This is a genomic window from Pseudomonas sp. 57B-090624, from assembly GCF_003234055.1.
In the GTDB taxonomy this organism is placed as follows: Bacteria; Pseudomonadota; Gammaproteobacteria; order Pseudomonadales; family Pseudomonadaceae; genus Metapseudomonas; species Metapseudomonas tohonis.
Genome location: NZ_QKRU01000026.1, coordinates 39,907 through 58,111, shown reverse-complemented (window position 1 = coordinate 58,111; position 18,205 = coordinate 39,907). Strand labels below are relative to the sequence as shown.

At 64.4% G+C, this 18,205-nt stretch carries 17 protein-coding genes; 13 read left to right on the top strand and 4 right to left on the bottom strand.

Annotated features, from left to right (window positions below):
- Positions 1-22: 22 nt before the first annotated feature.
- The 4 genes from DMX10_RS14220 to map form a co-directional block, all read right to left on the bottom strand.
- Positions 23-370, bottom strand: a complete 348-nt coding sequence (locus DMX10_RS14220) for an ArsC family reductase (RefSeq protein WP_111261676.1) — start codon at positions 368-370, stop codon at positions 23-25.
- 146 nt (positions 371-516) lie between these two features.
- Entirely contained in the window at positions 517-1,710 is a 1,194-nt protein-coding gene (gene dapC, locus DMX10_RS14215; RefSeq protein ID WP_111261675.1) for a succinyldiaminopimelate transaminase, read from the bottom strand.
- Positions 1,711-1,750: 40 nt separating this feature from the next.
- A complete protein-coding gene (locus DMX10_RS14210) occupies positions 1,751-4,453 on the bottom strand; it encodes a [protein-PII] uridylyltransferase (protein WP_111261674.1) in 2,703 nt (900 codons plus the stop codon).
- 38 nt (positions 4,454-4,491) lie between these two features.
- Positions 4,492-5,274, bottom strand: a complete 783-nt coding sequence (map, locus tag DMX10_RS14205; RefSeq protein WP_111261673.1) for a type I methionyl aminopeptidase — start codon at positions 5,272-5,274, stop codon at positions 4,492-4,494.
- Between the two features lie 268 nt (positions 5,275-5,542).
- Between map and rpsB the strand changes: the two genes are divergently transcribed.
- The 13 genes from rpsB (at position 5,543) to lpxA (ending at position 18,204) form a co-directional block, all read left to right on the top strand.
- Complete coding sequence (gene rpsB / locus DMX10_RS14200; protein ID WP_111261672.1) at positions 5,543-6,286, top strand: 30S ribosomal protein S2; 744 nt, start codon at positions 5,543-5,545, stop codon at positions 6,284-6,286.
- Between the two features lie 126 nt (positions 6,287-6,412).
- A complete protein-coding gene (tsf, locus tag DMX10_RS14195; RefSeq protein WP_111261671.1) occupies positions 6,413-7,282 on the top strand; it encodes a translation elongation factor Ts in 870 nt (289 codons plus the stop codon).
- A 201-nt stretch (positions 7,283-7,483) separates the two neighbouring features.
- Positions 7,484-8,227 (top strand): UMP kinase, encoded by a 744-nt coding sequence (gene pyrH, locus DMX10_RS14190; protein WP_111261670.1) that lies wholly within the window; start codon positions 7,484-7,486, stop codon positions 8,225-8,227.
- On the top strand, positions 8,224-8,781 hold the full coding sequence (gene frr, locus DMX10_RS14185) for a ribosome recycling factor (protein ID WP_111261669.1): 558 nt from the start codon (positions 8,224-8,226) through the stop codon (positions 8,779-8,781). Before pyrH ends, frr begins: the two co-directional genes overlap by 4 nt.
- Before the next feature lie 11 nt (positions 8,782-8,792).
- Positions 8,793-9,539 (top strand): polyprenyl diphosphate synthase, encoded by a 747-nt coding sequence (gene uppS, locus DMX10_RS14180; RefSeq protein WP_111261668.1) that lies wholly within the window; start codon positions 8,793-8,795, stop codon positions 9,537-9,539.
- 2 nt (positions 9,540-9,541) lie between these two features.
- Complete coding sequence (locus DMX10_RS14175; protein WP_111261667.1) at positions 9,542-10,357, top strand: phosphatidate cytidylyltransferase; 816 nt, start codon at positions 9,542-9,544, stop codon at positions 10,355-10,357.
- Positions 10,354-11,544 (top strand): 1-deoxy-D-xylulose-5-phosphate reductoisomerase, encoded by a 1,191-nt coding sequence (gene ispC, locus DMX10_RS14170; protein ID WP_111261666.1) that lies wholly within the window; start codon positions 10,354-10,356, stop codon positions 11,542-11,544. The genes DMX10_RS14175 and ispC overlap by 4 nt, the downstream gene beginning before the upstream one ends.
- A gap of 15 nt (positions 11,545-11,559) precedes the next feature.
- On the top strand, positions 11,560-12,909 hold the full coding sequence (gene rseP / locus DMX10_RS14165; protein ID WP_111261665.1) for an RIP metalloprotease RseP: 1,350 nt from the start codon (positions 11,560-11,562) through the stop codon (positions 12,907-12,909).
- A 74-nt stretch (positions 12,910-12,983) separates the two neighbouring features.
- Complete coding sequence (bamA, locus tag DMX10_RS14160; protein ID WP_111261664.1) at positions 12,984-15,335, top strand: outer membrane protein assembly factor BamA; 2,352 nt, start codon at positions 12,984-12,986, stop codon at positions 15,333-15,335.
- Between the two features lie 43 nt (positions 15,336-15,378).
- Entirely contained in the window at positions 15,379-15,882 is a 504-nt protein-coding gene (locus tag DMX10_RS14155) for an OmpH family outer membrane protein (RefSeq protein ID WP_031287668.1), read from the top strand.
- 1 nt (position 15,883) lies between these two features.
- A complete protein-coding gene (lpxD, locus tag DMX10_RS14150; protein ID WP_111261663.1) occupies positions 15,884-16,942 on the top strand; it encodes a UDP-3-O-(3-hydroxymyristoyl)glucosamine N-acyltransferase in 1,059 nt (352 codons plus the stop codon).
- A 48-nt stretch (positions 16,943-16,990) separates the two neighbouring features.
- On the top strand, positions 16,991-17,431 hold the full coding sequence (gene fabZ, locus DMX10_RS14145; RefSeq protein ID WP_031287666.1) for a 3-hydroxyacyl-ACP dehydratase FabZ: 441 nt from the start codon (positions 16,991-16,993) through the stop codon (positions 17,429-17,431).
- Positions 17,428-18,204, top strand: a complete 777-nt coding sequence (gene lpxA, locus DMX10_RS14140) for an acyl-ACP--UDP-N-acetylglucosamine O-acyltransferase (RefSeq protein WP_111261662.1) — start codon at positions 17,428-17,430, stop codon at positions 18,202-18,204. Before fabZ ends, lpxA begins: the two co-directional genes overlap by 4 nt.
- Position 18,205: the final 1 nt, after the last annotated feature.

Here is an 18,205-nt window from a genome sequence, read left to right as displayed (position 1 = left end):
GCTGTGCCGCGTCCGGGGTCGCTCAATTGAACGCGGCGGCGTAGAGATCGGGCTTGAAGCCGACCAGGGTGCGGTTGCCCAGGTCGAGCACCGGGCGCTTGATCATCGACGGCTGGGCGAGCATCAGTTCGATGGCCTTGGCCTGGTCGAGATCGGCCTTCTGCGCGTCATCGAGCTTGCGGAAGGTGGTGCCGGCACGGTTGAGGACGGTTTCCCAACCGTGTTCGGCACACCATTTCTGCAGATTGGCGCGGTCGATGGCGGCGGTCTTGTAGTCGTGGAAGGCATAGCTCACGCCCTGCTCGTCGAGCCAGGTACGGGCTTTCTTCATGGTGTCGCAGGCCTTGATGCCGTAGAGGGTGATGGTCATGGGGCAGCTCGGATTCACGTGAGGCAAGGGCCGCGCAGCCAGGGGCCACGCGACGTCGGTCAGCGATTATGCCACGCGGGATTGCCCGGTGGGGCGCCGTTGCGGCGCCCCGTCTCGTTACGGCGGGAAGGCCCGCTGGGCGGGGCTCAGAGGCCGCGGACGAAGTCGCGGATGCGCTCGGCGGCTTCGATGCACTCGGCGAGCGGTGCGACGAGGGCCATGCGCACGCGGCCGGCACCGGGGTTGAAGCCGTTCACTTCGCGGGAGAGGTAGGAGCCGGGTACCACGGTGACGTGCTCGCGGGCGAACAGGTCGCGGGTGAAGGTCGTATCGTCCACCGGGGTCTTGGCCCACAGGTAGAAGCCGCCGTCCGGGCGTTGCACGTCGAGCACGCCGCCGAGGATGTCGAGCACGGCGTCGTATTTCTCGCGGTACAGGTCGCGGTTGGCGCGCACGTGGGCTTCGTCGTTCCAGGCGGCGATGCTGGCCAGCTGGGTCTGCACGGGCATGGCGCAGCCGTGGTAGGTGCGGTACAGCAGGAAGGCCTTGAGGATGGCGGCGTCACCGGCGACGAAGCCGGAGCGCAGGCCCGGCAGGTTGGAGCGCTTGGACAGGCTGTGGAAGACCACGCAGCGGGCGAAGTCGCTGCGGCCCAGTTCGGCGCAGGCGGTGAGCAGCCCGGCCGGCGGGTTGGCTTCGTCGAAGTACAGCTCGCTGTAGCACTCGTCGGCGGCGATGACGAAGTCGTGTTCGTCGGCCAGGGCGATCAGTTTCTTCAGTTGTTCCACCGGGACCAGGGCACCGGTGGGGTTGCCCGGGGAGCAGAGGAAGAGGATCTGGCAGCGCTGCCAGACCTCGACCGGCACGGCGTCGAAGTCGGGATTGAAGCCGTTCTCCGCCAGGCACGGCAGGTAGTGGGGCTCGGCGCCGGCCAGCAGGGCCGCACCTTCGTAGATCTGATAGAAGGGGTTCGGGCTGACGACCAGGCCCTGGTCGGCGCGGTTGACCACGGTCTGGGTGAAGGCGAACAGCGCCTCGCGGGTGCCGTTCACCGGCAGCACGTGGCGGGCGGCGTCGAGCCAGCCGGCCGGCACCTTGAAGCGGCGCTCGCACCAGGCGGCGATGGCTTCGCGCAGGGCGGGGATGCCCAGGGTGGTGGGGTACACGGCCATCTGGTCGAGGCTGTCGGCCAGGGCCTTGGCGACGAAGTTCGGCGAGCGGTGCTTGGGTTCGCCGATGGACAGGGCTATGGCCTTCTTGTCGGCCGGTTGCACGCCGCCGAGCAGGGCGCGGAGCTTTTCGAAGGGGTAGGGCTGCAGGTGGTTCAGAGCGTCGTTCATGCGTCGTTCCTGGCTACTGCGAGCGGCTGCACGGGCGCGCTCAGATACTGATTCGGGTGGGGTCAACGCCCTGGGCGTTGGCTTCGGACAGCTGCGAGACGATGGCCGCCTGCAGGCGCTGGCAGAGTTCGGGGTCGGCCAGTGGCTGGTTGTCGGCGTCGGTGACGAAGAACACGTCTTCCACCCGCTCGCCGAGGGTGGCGATCTTGGCGTTCTGCAGCGACAGGTCGAAGTCGAGGAAGATGCGCCCGATGCGCGCCAGCAGGCCGGGGCGGTCGGGTGCGATCACTTCCAGCACGGTGACCGGGCGCTGGGCATCGTTGGAGATGGTCACCTGGGGCGCGAAGGCGAAGTGCTTGAGCTGGCGCGGTACGCGGCGCTGGATGATGGCCGGGTACTCGTCGGGGTTCTTCAGCGCTTCGATCAGGCCCTCGCGGATTTCCTTGACCCGGGTCGGGTTGTCGCCGATGGAGCCGCCGGCGGTGTCGAGCACGATGTAGGTGTCGAGGGTGAACTGGCTGGTGGAGGTGATGATCCGCGCGTCGTGGATGTTGAGGTTGAGCTGGCTCATCGCGGCCACGGTCACGGCGAAGAAGTCGTGCTGGTCGGGGGCGTAGATGAAGATCTGGGTGGCACCCTCGAACTCGCGCTGGGCGGTTTCCTTGATCAGCACCAGTGGGTCGTTGCCGGCCGGGTGCTGGAGGATGGCCTCGGTGTGCCAGGCGACGTCGTTGGCGGTATGGCGCAGGAAGTAGTCGTCGCCGAGCTGGGACCAGAGCTGCTCGGCGTCGTCCTGGTCGATGCCGTTGCGCACGAGGATGTCGATGGCGGCGGTCTGGGTCTGGCGGATCTGCTCTTCGCGGTCCAGCGGGTTCTCCAGGCCGCGGCGCAGGGCGCGCTTGGTCTCGGTGTAGAGCTGGCGCAGCAGGCTGGCGCGCCAGGAGTTCCACAGGCTCGGGTTGGTGGCGTTGATGTCGGCCACGGTGAGCACGTAGAGGTAGTCGAGGTGGGTCTGGTCGCCGACCAGTTGGGCGAAATCGAAGATCACCTGCGGGTCGGAGAGGTCCTTGCGCTGGGCGGTGGTGGACATCACCAGGTGGTTCTGCACCAGCCAGGTGACCAGGCGCGAATCCCAGGCCGGCAACTGGTGGCGGGCGCAGAAGGCTTCGGCGTCGACGGCGCCGAGCTCGGAATGGTCGCCGCCGCGGCCCTTGCCGATGTCGTGGTAGAGGCCGGCGATGTAGATCAGCTCGGGCTTGGGCAGCTTGTCGATGACCTTGCTGGCGAGCGGGAACTTCTCCGCCAGCTCCGGCCACTTCAGCTTGCGCAGGTGCTTGATCAGGTTGAGCGTGTGGGCGTCGACCGTATAGATGTGGAACAGGTCGTGCTGCATCTGCCCGATGATGTGGCCGAACTCCGGCAGGTAGCGACCGAGGATGCCGTAGCGGTTCATGCGACGCAGGTTGCGGTGGATGCCCTGGGACGACTTGAACAGCTCGATGAACAGGCTGGTGTTGCGGATGTCGCTGCGGAAGTCGTCGTCGATGAGGTGGCGGCTGTCGCGCAGCAGGCGGATGGTGTCGGCGCGCACGCCCTTGATCTCCGGGTGCTGGGCCATCAGCACGAAGATCTCCAGCAAGGCGAAGGGGGTGCGCTTGAAGACGTTGGGATGGGTGACTTCGATGTAGCCGTCGCGCAGCTGGAAGCGGCTGTTCAGCGGTTGCGCGGGCGAGGAGCCGGCGCTGCGCAGGATGACTTCCTCGAAGTGCTGGTTGATCAGGTCGCTGAGCTCGGCGACGCCCATCACCACGCGGTAGTACTTCTGCATGAAGTGCTCGATGGCCTGCTTGGCGTCGTCGCCCTGGAAGCCCAGCAGGCCGGCCAGCTTGCGCTGGTGGTCGAACAGCAGGCGGTCCTCGGCGCGACCGGCGAGCATGTGCAGGGCGTAACGCACCTTCCAGAGGAACTCCTGGCTGGAGGCGAGCACGCTGCATTCGCTCTCCACGAGGAAGCCTTCCTTGACCAGGGCGTGCAGGTTGAGGCTGCCGAACTGGCGGCGGGCGACCCAGAGGATGGTCTGGATGTCGCGCAGGCCGCCGGGGGATCCCTTCACGTTGGGTTCCAGGTTGTATTCGGTGTCGTTGTACTTGGCGTGGCGGGCCTTCTGCTCCTGGCGCTTGGCGAGGAAGAATTCCTTGCTCGGCCACATGCGTTCGGGGCTGGTGACGTCCTGCATGCGCCTGCGCAGGCTTTCCGGGCCGGCGATGGTGCGGCTTTCCATCAGATTGGTGACCACCGTCAGGTCGGCGCGGGCCTCCTCGGCGCACTCGTCCACCGAGCGCACGCTCTGCCCGACTTCCAGGCCGATGTCCCAGAGCAGGGTGAGGAAGCCTTCGATGGATTCGCGGAAGGTCTCGTGGTCGGCGCTGTCCAGCAGGATCAGCAGGTCGATGTCCGAGTAGGGGTGCAACTCGCCGCGGCCGTAGCCGCCGACCGCCAGCAGGGCGATGTCGGCGTCCTCGCTCCAGTCGAAGCGCTCCCAGGCGGCGCGCAGGATCTGGTCGACGAACCAGGCGCGGTCCTCGACCAGGCGGCGGATGTCGCGGCCATTGGCGAAGCGGGTGTCGAGGACATCCTTGGCCTGGCGGATGGCTTTCTTGAAGGCGGCGATGGGGCTGGATTTCAGCGCCAGTTCGGCCTGGAACTGGCCGCGGTCGAACAGTTCGGGATCCACCTGCGGCATCGGTCGCCTTCCTTATAGCTGTGGGGCGTTGTCGGGACTCAGGCGGAAACCCGGGGAATGGTGTCGTCGCTGCGCAGGGTGAAGATCTCGTAGCCGGTCTCGGTCACCATCAGCGTGTGTTCCCACTGCGCGGAGAGCTTGCGGTCCTTGGTGATGGCGGTCCAGCCGTCCCCCAGCACCTTGGTCTCGGCACGGCCCTGGTTGATCATCGGCTCGATGGTGAAGGTCATCCCGGCCTTGAGTTCCATCCCGGTGCCGGCGCGACCGTAGTGGAGGATCTGCGGCTCTTCATGGAACACCGCGCCGATGCCGTGGCCGCAGAATTCGCGGACCACCGAGAAGCCGTTCTTCTCGGCATGCTTCTGGATCACTTCGCCGATATCGCCCAGGCGGCAGCCCGGCCTGACCAGCTGGATGGCCTTGTACATGCACTCCTGGGTCACCTGGGACAAGCGCTCGGCCCAGACCGGCACCTTGCCGACATGGAACATGCGGCTGGTGTCGCCGTGGTAGCCGTCCTTGATGACGGTCACGTCGATGTTCAGGGTGTCGCCATCCTTCAGCGGCTTCTCGTTGGGGATGCCGTGGCAGACCACGTGGTTGATCGAGGTGCAGATGGACTTGGGGAAGCCCTTGTAGTTGAGCGGGGCGGGAATCGCCTTCTGCACGTTGACGATGTAGTCGTGGCAGATGCGGTCGAGCTCTTCGGTGGTGACACCGGGTTTGACGTGCTCGCCGATCATCTCCAGGACTTCGGCGGCCAGGCGGCCTGCCACGCGCATCTTTTCGATTTCTGCGGGCGTCTTGATGGTCACGGTCATGGCGGTTCTCGAGCGTTTCTATATAAAGAGCGCAATCTTAACAGCTGGAAGCCCGAAGCTTGAAGCTGGAAGAGCGCTCGGCGGGTCTCGCTTCGGGTTTTGAGCTTATAGCTTCGAATAGTTTTTTGTGCTATAAAACGCGCCGCTTTACGGGCACTCTGCCCGCAAGGCTCAAACCCACACACGTATCGACACGATTTCCTGGGTGCCCGCAAGGGTTGGAGATTGGGATACGTGGAGGCCTAACCCGACTTATCAAGGAACTATCATGTCCCAAGTCAACATGCGCGATATGCTGAAGGCCGGTGTGCACTTCGGCCACCAGACCCGTTACTGGAACCCGAAAATGGGCAAGTTCATTTTCGGCGCGCGTAACAAGATCCACATCATCAACCTGGAAAAAACCCTGCCGATGTTCAACGAGGCCCTGTCCTTCGTTGAGAAACTGGCTGCAGGCAAGAACAAGGTTCTGTTCGTCGGCACCAAGCGTTCCGCTGGCAAGATCGTCCGCGAAGAAGCAGCTCGTTGCGGCTCCCCGTACGTCGATCACCGCTGGCTCGGCGGCATGCTGACCAACTACAAGACCATCCGTCAGTCGATCAAGCGCCTGCGCGACCTGGAAACCCAGGCTCAGGACGGCACTTTCACCAAGCTGACCAAGAAAGAAGCGCTGATGCGCACCCGCGATCTGGAAAAACTGGAACGCAGCCTGGGTGGCATCAAGGACATGGGCGGCCTGCCGGACGCTCTGTTCGTGATCGACGTCGACCACGAGCGCATCGCTATCACCGAAGCCAACAAGCTGGGCATCCCGGTCATCGGCGTTGTCGATACCAACAGCAGCCCGGAAGGCGTTGACTACATCATCCCGGGTAACGACGACGCCATCCGCGCCGTTCAGCTGTACCTGGGTGCCATGGCCGACGCCGTGCTGCGTGGCCGTCAGAACGCCAACGGCGGTGCTGACGAGTTCGTCGAAGAAGCTGCCGCTTCCGAGGCTGCCGAAGGCTGAGGCCAGCGCGCTTAGCGTTACCCGGTGCGCAAGAAGGGGGCTAGGCCCCCTTTTTGCCACCTCCGATATTGTCTGCCCGGAATGCCGGGCTGAATGGTTGAAAACCTATTCAAGAGGATTGCGAACATGGCAGAGATTACTGCAGCCCTGGTTAAAGAACTGCGCGAGCGTACCGGCCTGGGCATGATGGATTGCAAGAAGGCCCTGACCGCCGCCGATGGCGACATCGAGAAGGCCATCGACGACATGCGCGCCGCTGGTGCCATCAAGGCCGCCAAGAAGTCCGGCAACATCGCCGCCGAAGGCGCGATCGCCGTCAAGGTCGCTGCCGACAACAAGGCCGCCGTGATCATCGAAGTCAACTCCCAGACCGACTTCCTGGCTCTGCAGGACGACTTCAAGAGCTTCGTCGCCGCCACCATCGAGCAGGCTTTCGAAGAGAAGCTGACCGACGCCGCGCCGCTGGTTGCCTCCCGCGAAGAAGCTCGCCTGGCCCTGGTTTCCAAGACCGGCGAAAACGTCAACATCCGTCGCCTGACCCGCGTCGAGGGTGATGTCGTGGGTGCCTACCTGCACGGCCACCGCATCGGCGTACTGGTCAGCCTGAAAGGCGGCAGCGTCGAACTGGCTCGCGACATCGCCATGCACGTGGCTGCCAGCAACCCGCAGTTCCTCAACGCTTCCCAGGTTTCCGAAGAAGCCGTTGCCAAGGAAAAGGAAATCTTCCTGGCCCTGAACGCCGACAAGATCGCCGGCAAGCCGGAGAACATCGTCGAGAACATGGTCAAGGGCCGTATCGCCAAGTTCCTCGCCGAAGCCAGCCTGGTCGAGCAGCCGTTCGTCAAGGATCCGGAAGTCAAGGTCGGTGACCTGGCCAAGAAAGCCGGTGCCGAGATCGTTTCCTTCGTTCGCTACGAAGTAGGCGAAGGCATCGAGAAGGTCGAAGTGGACTTCGCTGCCGAAGTTGCTGCACAAGTCGCTGCAACCAAGCAGTAAGACGGCCTAGGCTGTCGCCCCGCAAGAGGCTGCCCGCTAACGCGCGCGGCCTCTTCGTCAAACTGGGGAACCCTTTCGGGGCGGTTTCCGTGGCCATGTCCGCCAGGCGGGCACCAAGTGCCACGTGCGTAGTCGAAGCTACGCTCCAGGACAGCGGAGCCCCGTGCTCCATGAATTCAATGCGCCGCAGGAGAACTCGTAATGGCTCAGCAGGTGAGTGGTCGCCAACCTCGCTATAAACGCATTCTGCTCAAACTCAGCGGCGAAGCCCTGATGGGGTCCGAGGAGTTCGGGATCGACCCGAAGGTCCTGGATCGCATGGCTCTGGAAATCGGTCAGCTGGTCGGCATCGGCGTCCAGGTCGGCCTGGTCATCGGCGGCGGCAACCTGTTCCGTGGCGCGGCCCTCAGCGCGGCCGGCATGGATCGGGTCACCGGCGACCACATGGGGATGCTGGCCACCGTGATGAACGGCCTGGCCATGCGCGACGCCCTCGAGCGTTCCAACATCCCCGCGCTGGTGATGTCGGCCATTTCCATGGTCGGCGTGACCGATCACTACGACCGCCGCAAGGCCATGCGCCACCTCAAGAGCGGCGAAGTGGTGATCTTCTCCGCCGGTACCGGCAACCCGTTCTTCACCACCGACTCGGCCGCCTGCCTGCGTGCGATCGAGATCGATGCCGACGTGGTATTGAAAGCCACCAAGGTGGATGGCGTGTACACTGCCGACCCCTTCAAGGACCCGAACGCCGAGAAGTTCGAGCACCTCACCTATGACGAGGTGCTGGATCGCAAGCTGGGCGTGATGGACTTGACGGCGATTTGCCTGTGCCGTGACCAGAAGATGCCGCTGCGGGTCTTCAACATGAACAAACCCGGTGCCCTGCTGAACATCGTTGTGGGTGGCGCCGAAGGAACCCTGATCGAGGAGGGCGAACAATGATCAACGAGATCAAGAAGGACGCGCAGGAGCGCATGACCAAGACCCTGGAGTCCCTGGGCCATGCCTTCGCCAAGATCCGTACCGGGCGTGCGCATCCGAGCATCCTGGACAGCGTGATGGTGTCCTACTACGGCGTCGATACCCCGCTGCGCCAGGTGGCCAACGTGACTGCCGAGGATTCCCGCACCCTGGCCCTGACCGTGTTCGACAAGAGCATGATCCAGGCGGTCGAGAAGGCCATCATGACCTCCGACCTCGGCCTCAACCCGGCCACCGCCGGTACCACCATCCGCGTGCCGATGCCGGCCCTGACCGAGGAAACCCGCAAGGGCTACACCAAGCAGGCCCGCGCCGAAGCCGAGAACGCCCGTATCGCCGTGCGCAACATCCGCCGCGATGCCCTGGCGCAACTAAAGGACCTGGTGAAGGAAAAGGAAATCAGCGAAGACGACGAGCGTCGCGCTGCCGATGATGTGCAGAAGCTGACCGACAAGTTCGTCGCTGAGGTCGACAAGGGCCTGGAAGCCAAAGAAAACGACCTGATGGCTGTCTGACGGCACCCCATATGGACAAGAAAGGCGTTTCTCCAGCGATCCCGCGTCATGTGGCGATCATCATGGATGGCAACAATCGCTGGGCCAAGAAGCGCCTGCTGCCGGGCGTCGCCGGTCACAAGGCCGGCGTCGATGCCGTCCGTGCAGTGATCGAGGTGTGTGCCGAGGCAGGTGTCGAGGTGCTCACGCTCTTCGCTTTCTCCAGTGAGAACTGGCAGCGTCCGGCCGAGGAGGTCGGCGCGCTGATGGAGCTGTTCCTCTCGGCCCTGCGCCGGGAGGCGCGGCGCCTGAATGACAACCAGATTCGCCTGCGCATCATTGGCGACCGTTCGCGGTTCCATCCCGAGTTGCAGGCCGCCATGCGCGAAGCCGAGTTGCTGACCGCTGGCGAACACCGCTTCACCCTGCAGATCGCTGCCAACTACGGTGGCCAGTGGGACATCACCCAGGCTGCCCAGCGCCTGGCCCGTGAGGTCCAGGCCGGGCACCTGCAGGTGGACGAGATCACGCCCGGGCTGTTGCAGAACTGCCTGGCCACTGGCGACCTGCCGCTGCCCGATCTGTGCATCCGCACCGGGGGCGAGCATCGCATCAGCAACTTCCTGCTCTGGCAGCTGGCCTACGCCGAGCTGTATTTCTCCGATCTGTTCTGGCCCGACTTCAAGCACGAAGCCATGCGCAAGGCCCTGGGTGACTACGCCACGCGCCAACGCCGCTTCGGCAAGACCAGCGAACAGATAGAAGCCGAGGCCCGTTAACGATGCTCAAACAACGAATCATCACCGCGCTGGTGCTCCTGCCCATCGCGCTGGGAGGCTTCTTCCTGCTCGATGGTGGCGTTTTCGCGCTGTTCATCGGCCTGGTGGTCAGCCTTGGGGGCTGGGAATGGGCGCGCCTCGCCGGCTTCGACGCCCAGCCCGCCCGTATCGGCTACGCCGCGCTGGTCGCGGCCCTGCTGTTCGTTCTCTACCAGGCCCCGGTCCTGGCGCCCTGGGTCCTGGCTGTCGGCATCCTCTGGTGGGTGGCCGCGACCTTGCTGGTGCTCGGCTATCCAGGCTCCAGCCGCTACTGGGGTGGTCCCGCCGGCAAGCTGGTGATCGGCCTGCTGATCCTCCTGCCGGCCTGGCAGGGTCTGGTGCTGTTCAAGCAGTGGCCGCTGGCCAACTGGCTGATCCTCGCCGTGATGGTGCTGGTCTGGGCCGCTGACATCGGTGCCTATTTTTCCGGCAAGGCCTTCGGCAAGCGCAAGCTGGCCCCTGCGGTCAGTCCCGGCAAGAGCTGGGAAGGCCTGGTCGGCGGCCTGTGCACCAGCCTGCTGATCACCCTGGGCGTGGGCATCTACCGCGGCTGGGACGGTGGCGCGCTGCTCGCCGGCCTGCTCGGCGCCGCGCTGGTGGTGCTGATCTCGGTGGTGGGTGATCTCACCGAAAGCATGTTCAAGCGCCAGTCCGGCATCAAGGACAGCAGCAACCTGCTGCCCGGCCATGGTGGCGTGCTGGACCGTATCGACAGCCTCACCGCCGCCATCCCGATGTTCGCCGCGCTGCTGTGGGTCGCCGGCTGGGGCAGTCTGTGAGCCGTCCGCAACGCATCACCGTGCTGGGGGCCACCGGTTCCATCGGTCTCAGCACCCTGGATGTCATCGCGCGCCATCCTCTGCGCTATGAAGCTTTCGCCCTGAGCGGTTTCTCCCGCCTGTCCGAGTTGCAAGCCCTGTGCCTGCGGCACCGTCCGCGTTATGCCGTGGTGCCTGACCAGGAGTCCGCTCGCCGCCTGCAGGCCGGGCTCCAGGGCGCCGGCCTGACCACGGAGGTTTTGGTGGGGGAGGCCGGGCTCTGCGAGGTCGCGTCCCATCCCGAGGTCGATGCGGTCATGGCCGCCATCGTCGGCGCGGCCGGCCTCAAGCCGACCCTGGCGGCCGTCGAGGCGGGAAAGCGCGTGCTGCTGGCCAACAAGGAAGCCCTGGTGATGTCCGGGGCCCTGTTCATCCAGGCGGTGCGCCACAGTGGTGCCGTATTGCTGCCCATCGACAGCGAGCACAACGCGATCTTCCAGTGCCTGCCGGGGGACTATTCTCGTGGCCTTGCGCAGGTCGGCGTGCGGCGCATCCTCCTCACGGCATCCGGCGGTCCGTTCCGCGAAACATCGCTGGATGTGCTGCATGAGGTGAGCCCCGAACAGGCCTGTGCCCATCCCAACTGGTCCATGGGGCGGAAGATCTCCGTGGATTCGGCGAGCATGATGAACAAGGGGCTCGAGCTGATCGAAGCCTGCTGGCTGTTCGATGCGAGCCCGTGCCAGGTCGAGGTGGTGATCCACCCCCAGAGCGTCATTCATTCCCTGGTCGATTACGTCGATGGCTCGGTGCTCGCCCAGCTGGGCAACCCCGACATGCGTACGCCGATCGCCCATGCCCTGGCCTGGCCGGAGCGCATCGATTCGGGTGTCTCTGCGCTGGACCTTTTCCGTATCGGTCGGCTGGATTTCCAGAAGCCCGACGAGACGCGGTTCCCCTGTCTGCGCCTGGCGCGACAGGCGGCGGAGGCGGGGGGCAGTGCCCCGGCGATGCTCAACGCCGCCAACGAGGTGGCTGTCGCGGCCTTCCTCGAGCGGCGCATTCGCTTCACGGAGATCGCGAGTATCATCGACGAGGTGCTGAACCGCGAATCGGTGCTGGCGGTCGAAACGCTGGACGCCGTGCTGCTCGCGGACGCCCGAGCACGCGCTGCGGCGCAGGATTGGTTGGCCCGTCACGGGCGTTGAGCCCGGAGGTTCTCGATGAGCGCGCTATACATGGTCTTGGGCACCCTGGTGGCACTGGGAGTGCTGGTCACCTTCCACGAGTTCGGCCACTTCTGGGTCGCTCGTCGCTGCGGTGTCAAGGTGCTGCGGTTCTCCGTCGGCTTCGGTACCCCGCTGGTCCGCTGGCATGACCGCCATGGCACCGAGTTCGTGATCGCCGCCATTCCCCTGGGCGGCTACGTGAAGATGCTCGACGAGCGCGAGGCCGAAGTGCCCGCTGCGGAGCTCGACCGTTCGTTCAATCGCAAGCCCGTGGGGCAGCGCATCGCAATCGTCGCCGCCGGGCCCATTGCCAACTTCCTTCTTGCGCTGCTGTTCTTCTGGGTCCTGGCCATGCTGGGCGCCCAGCAGGTGCGCCCGGTGGTGGGCTCCGTCGCCGTCGACAGCATCGCCGCGCAGGCCGGCCTGCAGGTCGGGCAGGAAATCCTTTCCGTCGATGGCAAGGCCGTCACCGGCTGGGGCGGCGTCAACCTGCAGCTGGTGCGTCGTCTCGGCGAGAGCGGCGACCTGAACCTGGTGGTGCGCAGCCAGGGCTCGACTGCCGAGACCCCGCTGCGCCTGCAGCTGAACGACTGGCTGAAAGGGGCTGACGAGCCTGACCCCATCGGTTCGCTGGGCATCCGGCCGTGGCGTCCGGCCATGCCGCCGGTGCTGGACGAAGTGCCGGAAGGCCCGGCCCAGGCTGCCGGGCTGCGCCCGGGTGATCGCATCCGCGCCCTCGACGGGCAAGCGATGGATGACTGGCAGCAGCTGGTGGATTTCGTCCGCAGCCGCCCGGGCCAGCGCATCACGGTGAGCTACGAGCGTGACGGACAGGTCGCCGAAATGCCTGTCACTCTTGGTGCGCGTGGCGAGGGTGACGCCCGCAGCGGCTTCCTCGGCGCCGGCGTCAAGGCGGGTGAGTGGCCGGCGGAGATGCTGCGCGAGGTGAGCTTCGGCCCGCTCGATGCGGTCGGCGAGGCAGCGGCGCGGACCTGGTCCATGAGCCTGCTAACTCTGGATTCCCTAAAGAAAATGTTGCTCGGCGAGCTCTCGGTAAAAAACTTGAGCGGGCCGATAACCATTGCTAAAGTGGCGGGCGCTTCAGCCCAGTCCGGCGTGGGGGATTTCCTGAATTTCCTGGCCTACCTGAGCATAAGCCTGGGGGTTCTCAATCTGTTGCCAATTCCCGTCCTGGACGGGGGGCACCTGCTGTTCTACCTGATCGAATGGGCGCGTGGACGACCACTGTCAGAGCGGGTGCAAGCTTGGGGGGTACAGATCGGCATCAGTCTTGTCGTCGGGGTCATGCTATTGGCCTTGGTGAACGATCTGGGCCGTCTGTAACGCGTCGCTGAATTCCGGATCTGCCGCCCTTCGCGGCAGATTCCTTATTATCAGTTGGAATAAAAAAGGACTTCATGAAACGCCTGTTGCTAACTGCGGTGCTCGCCGCACTCATGATCGGCGAAGTTCACGCCGAGTCCTTCACCATCTCCGACATCCGCGTAAACGGCCTGCAGCGGGTATCCGCCGGCAGCGTGTTCGGTGCTCTGCCGCTCAACGTCGGCGATCAGGCGGATGACCGCCGCTTGGTTGAAGCCACTCGCGCCCTGTTCAAGACCGGTTTCTTCCAGGACATCCAGCTCGGCCGCGATGGTGGGGTCCTGGTGATCAGTGTGGTCGAGCGCCCGTCGATTTCCAGCATCGAGATCGAAGGCAACAAGGCCATCACCAGCGAAGACCTGCTCAAGGGCCTGAAGCAGTCCGGCCTCTCCGAAGGCGAGATCTTCCAGCGCGCGACCCTCGAAGGCGTGCGTAACGAGCTGCAGCGCCAGTACGTGGCTCAGGGCCGCTACTCCGCCGAGATCGAAGCCGAGGTGATCCCGCAGCCGCGCAACCGCGTCGCGCTGAAGATCAACATCAACGAAGGCACGGTCGCTGCCATCCAGCACATCAACGTGGTGGGCAACACCGTATTCCCCGATGAGGACCTGATCGGCCTCTTCGAGTTGAAGACCACCAACTGGCTGTCGTTCTTCAAGAACGACGACAAGTACGCCCGCGAGAAGCTTTCCGGTGACCTGGAGCGCCTGCGCTCCTACTACCTGGACCGCGGCTACATCAACATGGATATCTCTTCCACCCAGGTATCCATCACCCCGGACAAGAAGCACGTCTACGTCACCGTCAACGTCGACGAGGGCGAGAAGTACACCATCCGCGACGTGAAGCTCTCCGGCGACCTGAAGGTGCCGGAAGAAGAGGTCAAGTCGCTGCTGCTGGTGAAGGAAGGCCAGGTCTTCTCCCGCAAGATCATGACCACCACCTCCGAGCTGATCACCCGCCGCCTGGGTAACGAGGGCTACACCTTCGCCAACGTCAACGGCGTGCCACAGGCTCACGACGAGGATCACACCGTCTCCGTGACCTTCGCCGTCGATCCGGGCAAGCGTGCCTACGTCAACCGCATCAACTTCCGTGGCAACACCAAGTCCGAGGACGAAGTGCTGCGCCGCGAGATGCGCCAGATGGAAGGTGGCTGGGCCTCGACCTACCTGATCGACCAGTCCAAGACCCGCCTGGAACGCCTGGGCTTCTTCAAGGAAGTCAACGTCGAGACCCCGCAGGTGCCGGGCACGGACGACCAGGTCGACGTCAACTACAGCGTCGAAGAGCAGCCTTCCGGCTCCATCACCGCCAGTGTCGGCTTCGCTCAGAGCGCGGGCCTGATCCTCGGTGGCTCGATCAGCCAGAACAACTTCCTCGGCACCGGTAACAAGGTCAGCATCGGCCTGACCCGTTCCGAGTACCAGACCCGCTACAACTTCGGCTTCGTCGATCCCTACTGGACCGTCGACGGCGTGAGCCTGGGCTACAACGCCTTCTACCGCACCACCGACTACGACGACCTCGATGTCGACGTATCCAGCTATTCGGTGGACAGCCTCGGTGGCGGCGTCAGCGTCGGCTATCCGATCAACGAGACCTCGCGCCTGACCTTCGGCCTGACCGTGCAGCAGGACGAGATCGGCACCGGCCGCTACACCGTCGACGAGATCTTCGACTTCATCCGCCAGGAAGGCGACAAGTACCTGAACTTCAAGGGCTCCATCGGCTGGTCCGAATCGACCCTGAACCGTGGCGTGCTGGCCAACCGTGGCCATTCCCAGAGCCTGGTGCTGGAAAGCACGCTGCCGGGCAGCGACCTGTCGTTCTTCAAGCTCGACTACCGTGCCCAGCTGTTCACCCCGCTGAGCCAGAGCACCGCGCTGCGCTGGCACACCGAGCTGGGCTACGGCGACAGCTACGGCTCCACCTCCGAGCTGCCGTTCTACGAGCACTACTTCGCCGGCGGCTTCAACTCGGTGCGTGGCTTCGAGGACAGCAGCCTCGGCCCGCGCAGTACCCCGAGTACCGGTCGCAACCCCGGCACCATCGCCGACCCGGACCAGGACCCGCTGCCCTTCGGCGGCAACGTTCTGGTGCAGGGCGGCGTGGAGCTGCTGTTCCCGCTGCCCTTCGTCAAGGACCAGCGCCAGCTGCGTACCGTGCTGTTCTGGGATGTGGGTAACGTGTTCGACACCAGTTGCTCGTCCACCGCGACCAACTGCAGCAGCATCAACGCAGGCGATCTCGCCAGCTCCGTGGGTGTGGGGCTGACCTGGATCACCGCGCTGGGGCCGTTGAGCTTCAGCCTGGGCATGCCGGTGAAGAAGCCGGACAATGCCGACACCCAGGTATTCCAGTTCTCCCTGGGCCAGACTTTCTAATTGCTGATCAAGAAGACAACAGTGTTTGTTGCAGGAGTGCATCGTGCGTAAGTTGACTCAAATCGTTCTGGTTGCCGCGGCCCTGATGGCCTCTCCGGCTTTTGCCGAGATGAAAGTTGCGGTACTGAACTATCAGATGGCGCTCCTTGAATCGGACTCGGCGAAGAAGTACGCCGTGGATGCCGAGAAGAAGTTCGGCCCCCAGCTGACCAAGCTGAAGACCCTGGAAAGCGATGCCAAGCGCATCCAGGATCGCCTGGTCAAGGAAGGCGAGAAGATGCAGCAGGCCGAGCGTGAACGCCTGGAGCTCGAGTTCAAGCAGAAAGCCCGTGACTTCCAGTTCCAGTCCAAGGAACTGAACGAAGCCAAGGCCGTTGCCGACCGTGAAATGCTCAAGCAACTGAAGCCGAAGCTGGACCAGGCCGTCGAAGAAGTCCTGAAGAAGGGCAGCTACGACCTGGTGCTGGAGCGCGGTGCGGTGATCGATGTCAAACCTCAGTACGACATCACTCGCCAGGTCATCGAGCGCATGAACCAACTGCGCTGATATGACCGTCGCGACCTTCACCCTCGGCCAGTTGGCCGAGCGTCTCGACGCCACCCTGCGTGGCGACGAGACCAGGGTTGTCTCCGGGTTGGCTACTCTGCAGGACGCTGGTCCCGACCAGTTGACCTTCCTGGCCAACCCGCAGTACCGCAAGTTCCTCGCCGATACCCGTGCCGCCGCCGTACTGCTGACTCCGGCCGATGCCGAAGGCTTCGCCGGTGACGCGCTGCTGGTGCCCAACCCCTACCTGGCCTATGCCCGGCTGTCCCACCTGTTCGATCCCAAGCCCGTCGCCGCACCTGGCATCCATCCGAGTGCAGTGGTCGCCCCCGATGCCAAGGTCGATCCGTCGGCAAGCATCGGGCCCGGCGTGGTGATCGAGTCCGGTGCGCAGATCGGCGCCGGTGTCACCATCGGCGCGTACAGCGTCGTGGGCGCACGCAGCGTGATAGGCGAGGCTGGCTGGCTGGCGCCGCGCGTGACGCTCTACCACGACGTGCGTATCGGCAAGCGCGTGGTCATCCAGTCGGGTGCCGTGATCGGGGGTGAGGGCTTTGGCTTCGCCAACGAGAAGGGGGTCTGGCAGAAGATCGCGCAGATCGGCGGCGTCACCCTGGGCGACGATGTCGAGGTCGGTGCCAACACCACCATCGACCGTGGCGCCCTGGCCGACACCCTGATCGGCAACGGCGTGAAGCTGGACAACCAGATCATGATCGCCCACAACGTCCAGGTCGGTGACAACACCGCCATGGCCGGCTGCGTGGGTATTTCCGGCAGTACCAAGATCGGCCGCAACTGCATGATTGCAGGCGGTGTCGGCATGGTCGGGCATATCGAGGTCTGCGATGGCGTGTTCGTCACCGGCATGACCATGGTGACCCGTTCCATTACCGAGCCTGGTGCCTATTCCTCCGGTACCGCCATGCAACCTGCGGCGGAATGGAAGAAGAGCGCAGCCAGGATTCGCCAGCTGGATGACATGGCGCGTCGTCTGCAGCAGCTGGAAAAGCGCCTGGCGTCAGTGACCCCGGGCGGGGATGCTTCATCTGATGCGTGACCTGCGCAGCGCCGCGCATCCCCAATCCCCTTTTAAGGCTCCAGGAAAATGATGGACATCAACGAGATTCGCGAATACCTGCCGCACCGCTACCCTTTCCTTCTTGTGGATCGGGTCGTGGATCTGGATATCGAGGGCAAGCGCATTCGCGCCTACAAGAATGTCAGCATCAACGAGCCATTCTTCAACGGCCACTTCCCCGAGCACCCGATCATGCCGGGTGTGCTGATCATCGAGGCGATGGCCCAGGCCGCCGGCATCCTCGGCTTCAAGATGCTCGACGTGAAGCCTGCCGACGGCACCCTGTACTACTTCGTCGGCTCGGACAAGCTGCGCTTCCGCCAGCCTGTGCTGCCGGGCGACCAGTTGATCCTCGAAGCCAGCTTCCGCAGCGTAAAGCGCAGCATCTGGAAGTTCGAGTGCCAGGCCAGCGTCGATGGCAAGGAAGTCTGCTCGGCTGAAATCATCTGTGCGGAACGCAAATTATGAGTTTGATCGACCCTCGCGCCATCATCGATCCGTCAGCCCGGCTGGCGGATGACGTCCAGGTCGGCCCCTGGTCGATCATCGGACCCGATGTGGAAATCGGCGAGGGTAGCGTGGTCGGCCCCCATGTGGTCATCAAGGGCCCCACGCGCATCGGCAGGCACAACCGCATCTACCAGTTCTCCTCGGTAGGTGAGGACACGCCTGACCTGAAGTACAAGGGTGAGCCCACCCGCCTGGTCATCGGTGACCACAATGTGATCCGCGAAGGTGTGACCATCCACCGCGGCACCGTCCAGGACCGCTCCGAGACCACCATCGGCGACCACAACCTGCTCATGGCCTACGTGCATATCGGTCATGACAGCGTCATCGCCAACCACTGCATTCTGGTCAACAACACGGCGCTGGCGGGCCATGTACACGTGGACGACTGGGCGATCCTCTCCGGCTTCACCCTGGTGCACCAGTTCTGCCGCATCGGCGCCCACAGCTTCTCCGGCATGGGTACCGCCATCGGCAAGGACGTACCTGCCTACGTGACCGTCTTCGGCAACCCGGCCGAGGCGCGCAGCATGAACTTCGAAGGCATGCGCCGCCGTGGTTTTTCCGCCGAGGCGATCCAGGCCCTGCGTCGGGCCTACAAGGTCGTCTACCGCCAGGGCCTGACCGTCGAGCAGGCACTTGCCGAACTCGCCGAGTCTTCCGCGCAATTCCCCGAGGTCGCGGTGTTCCGCGACTCGATCCAGTCCTCGACCCGCGGCATCACTCGCTGAT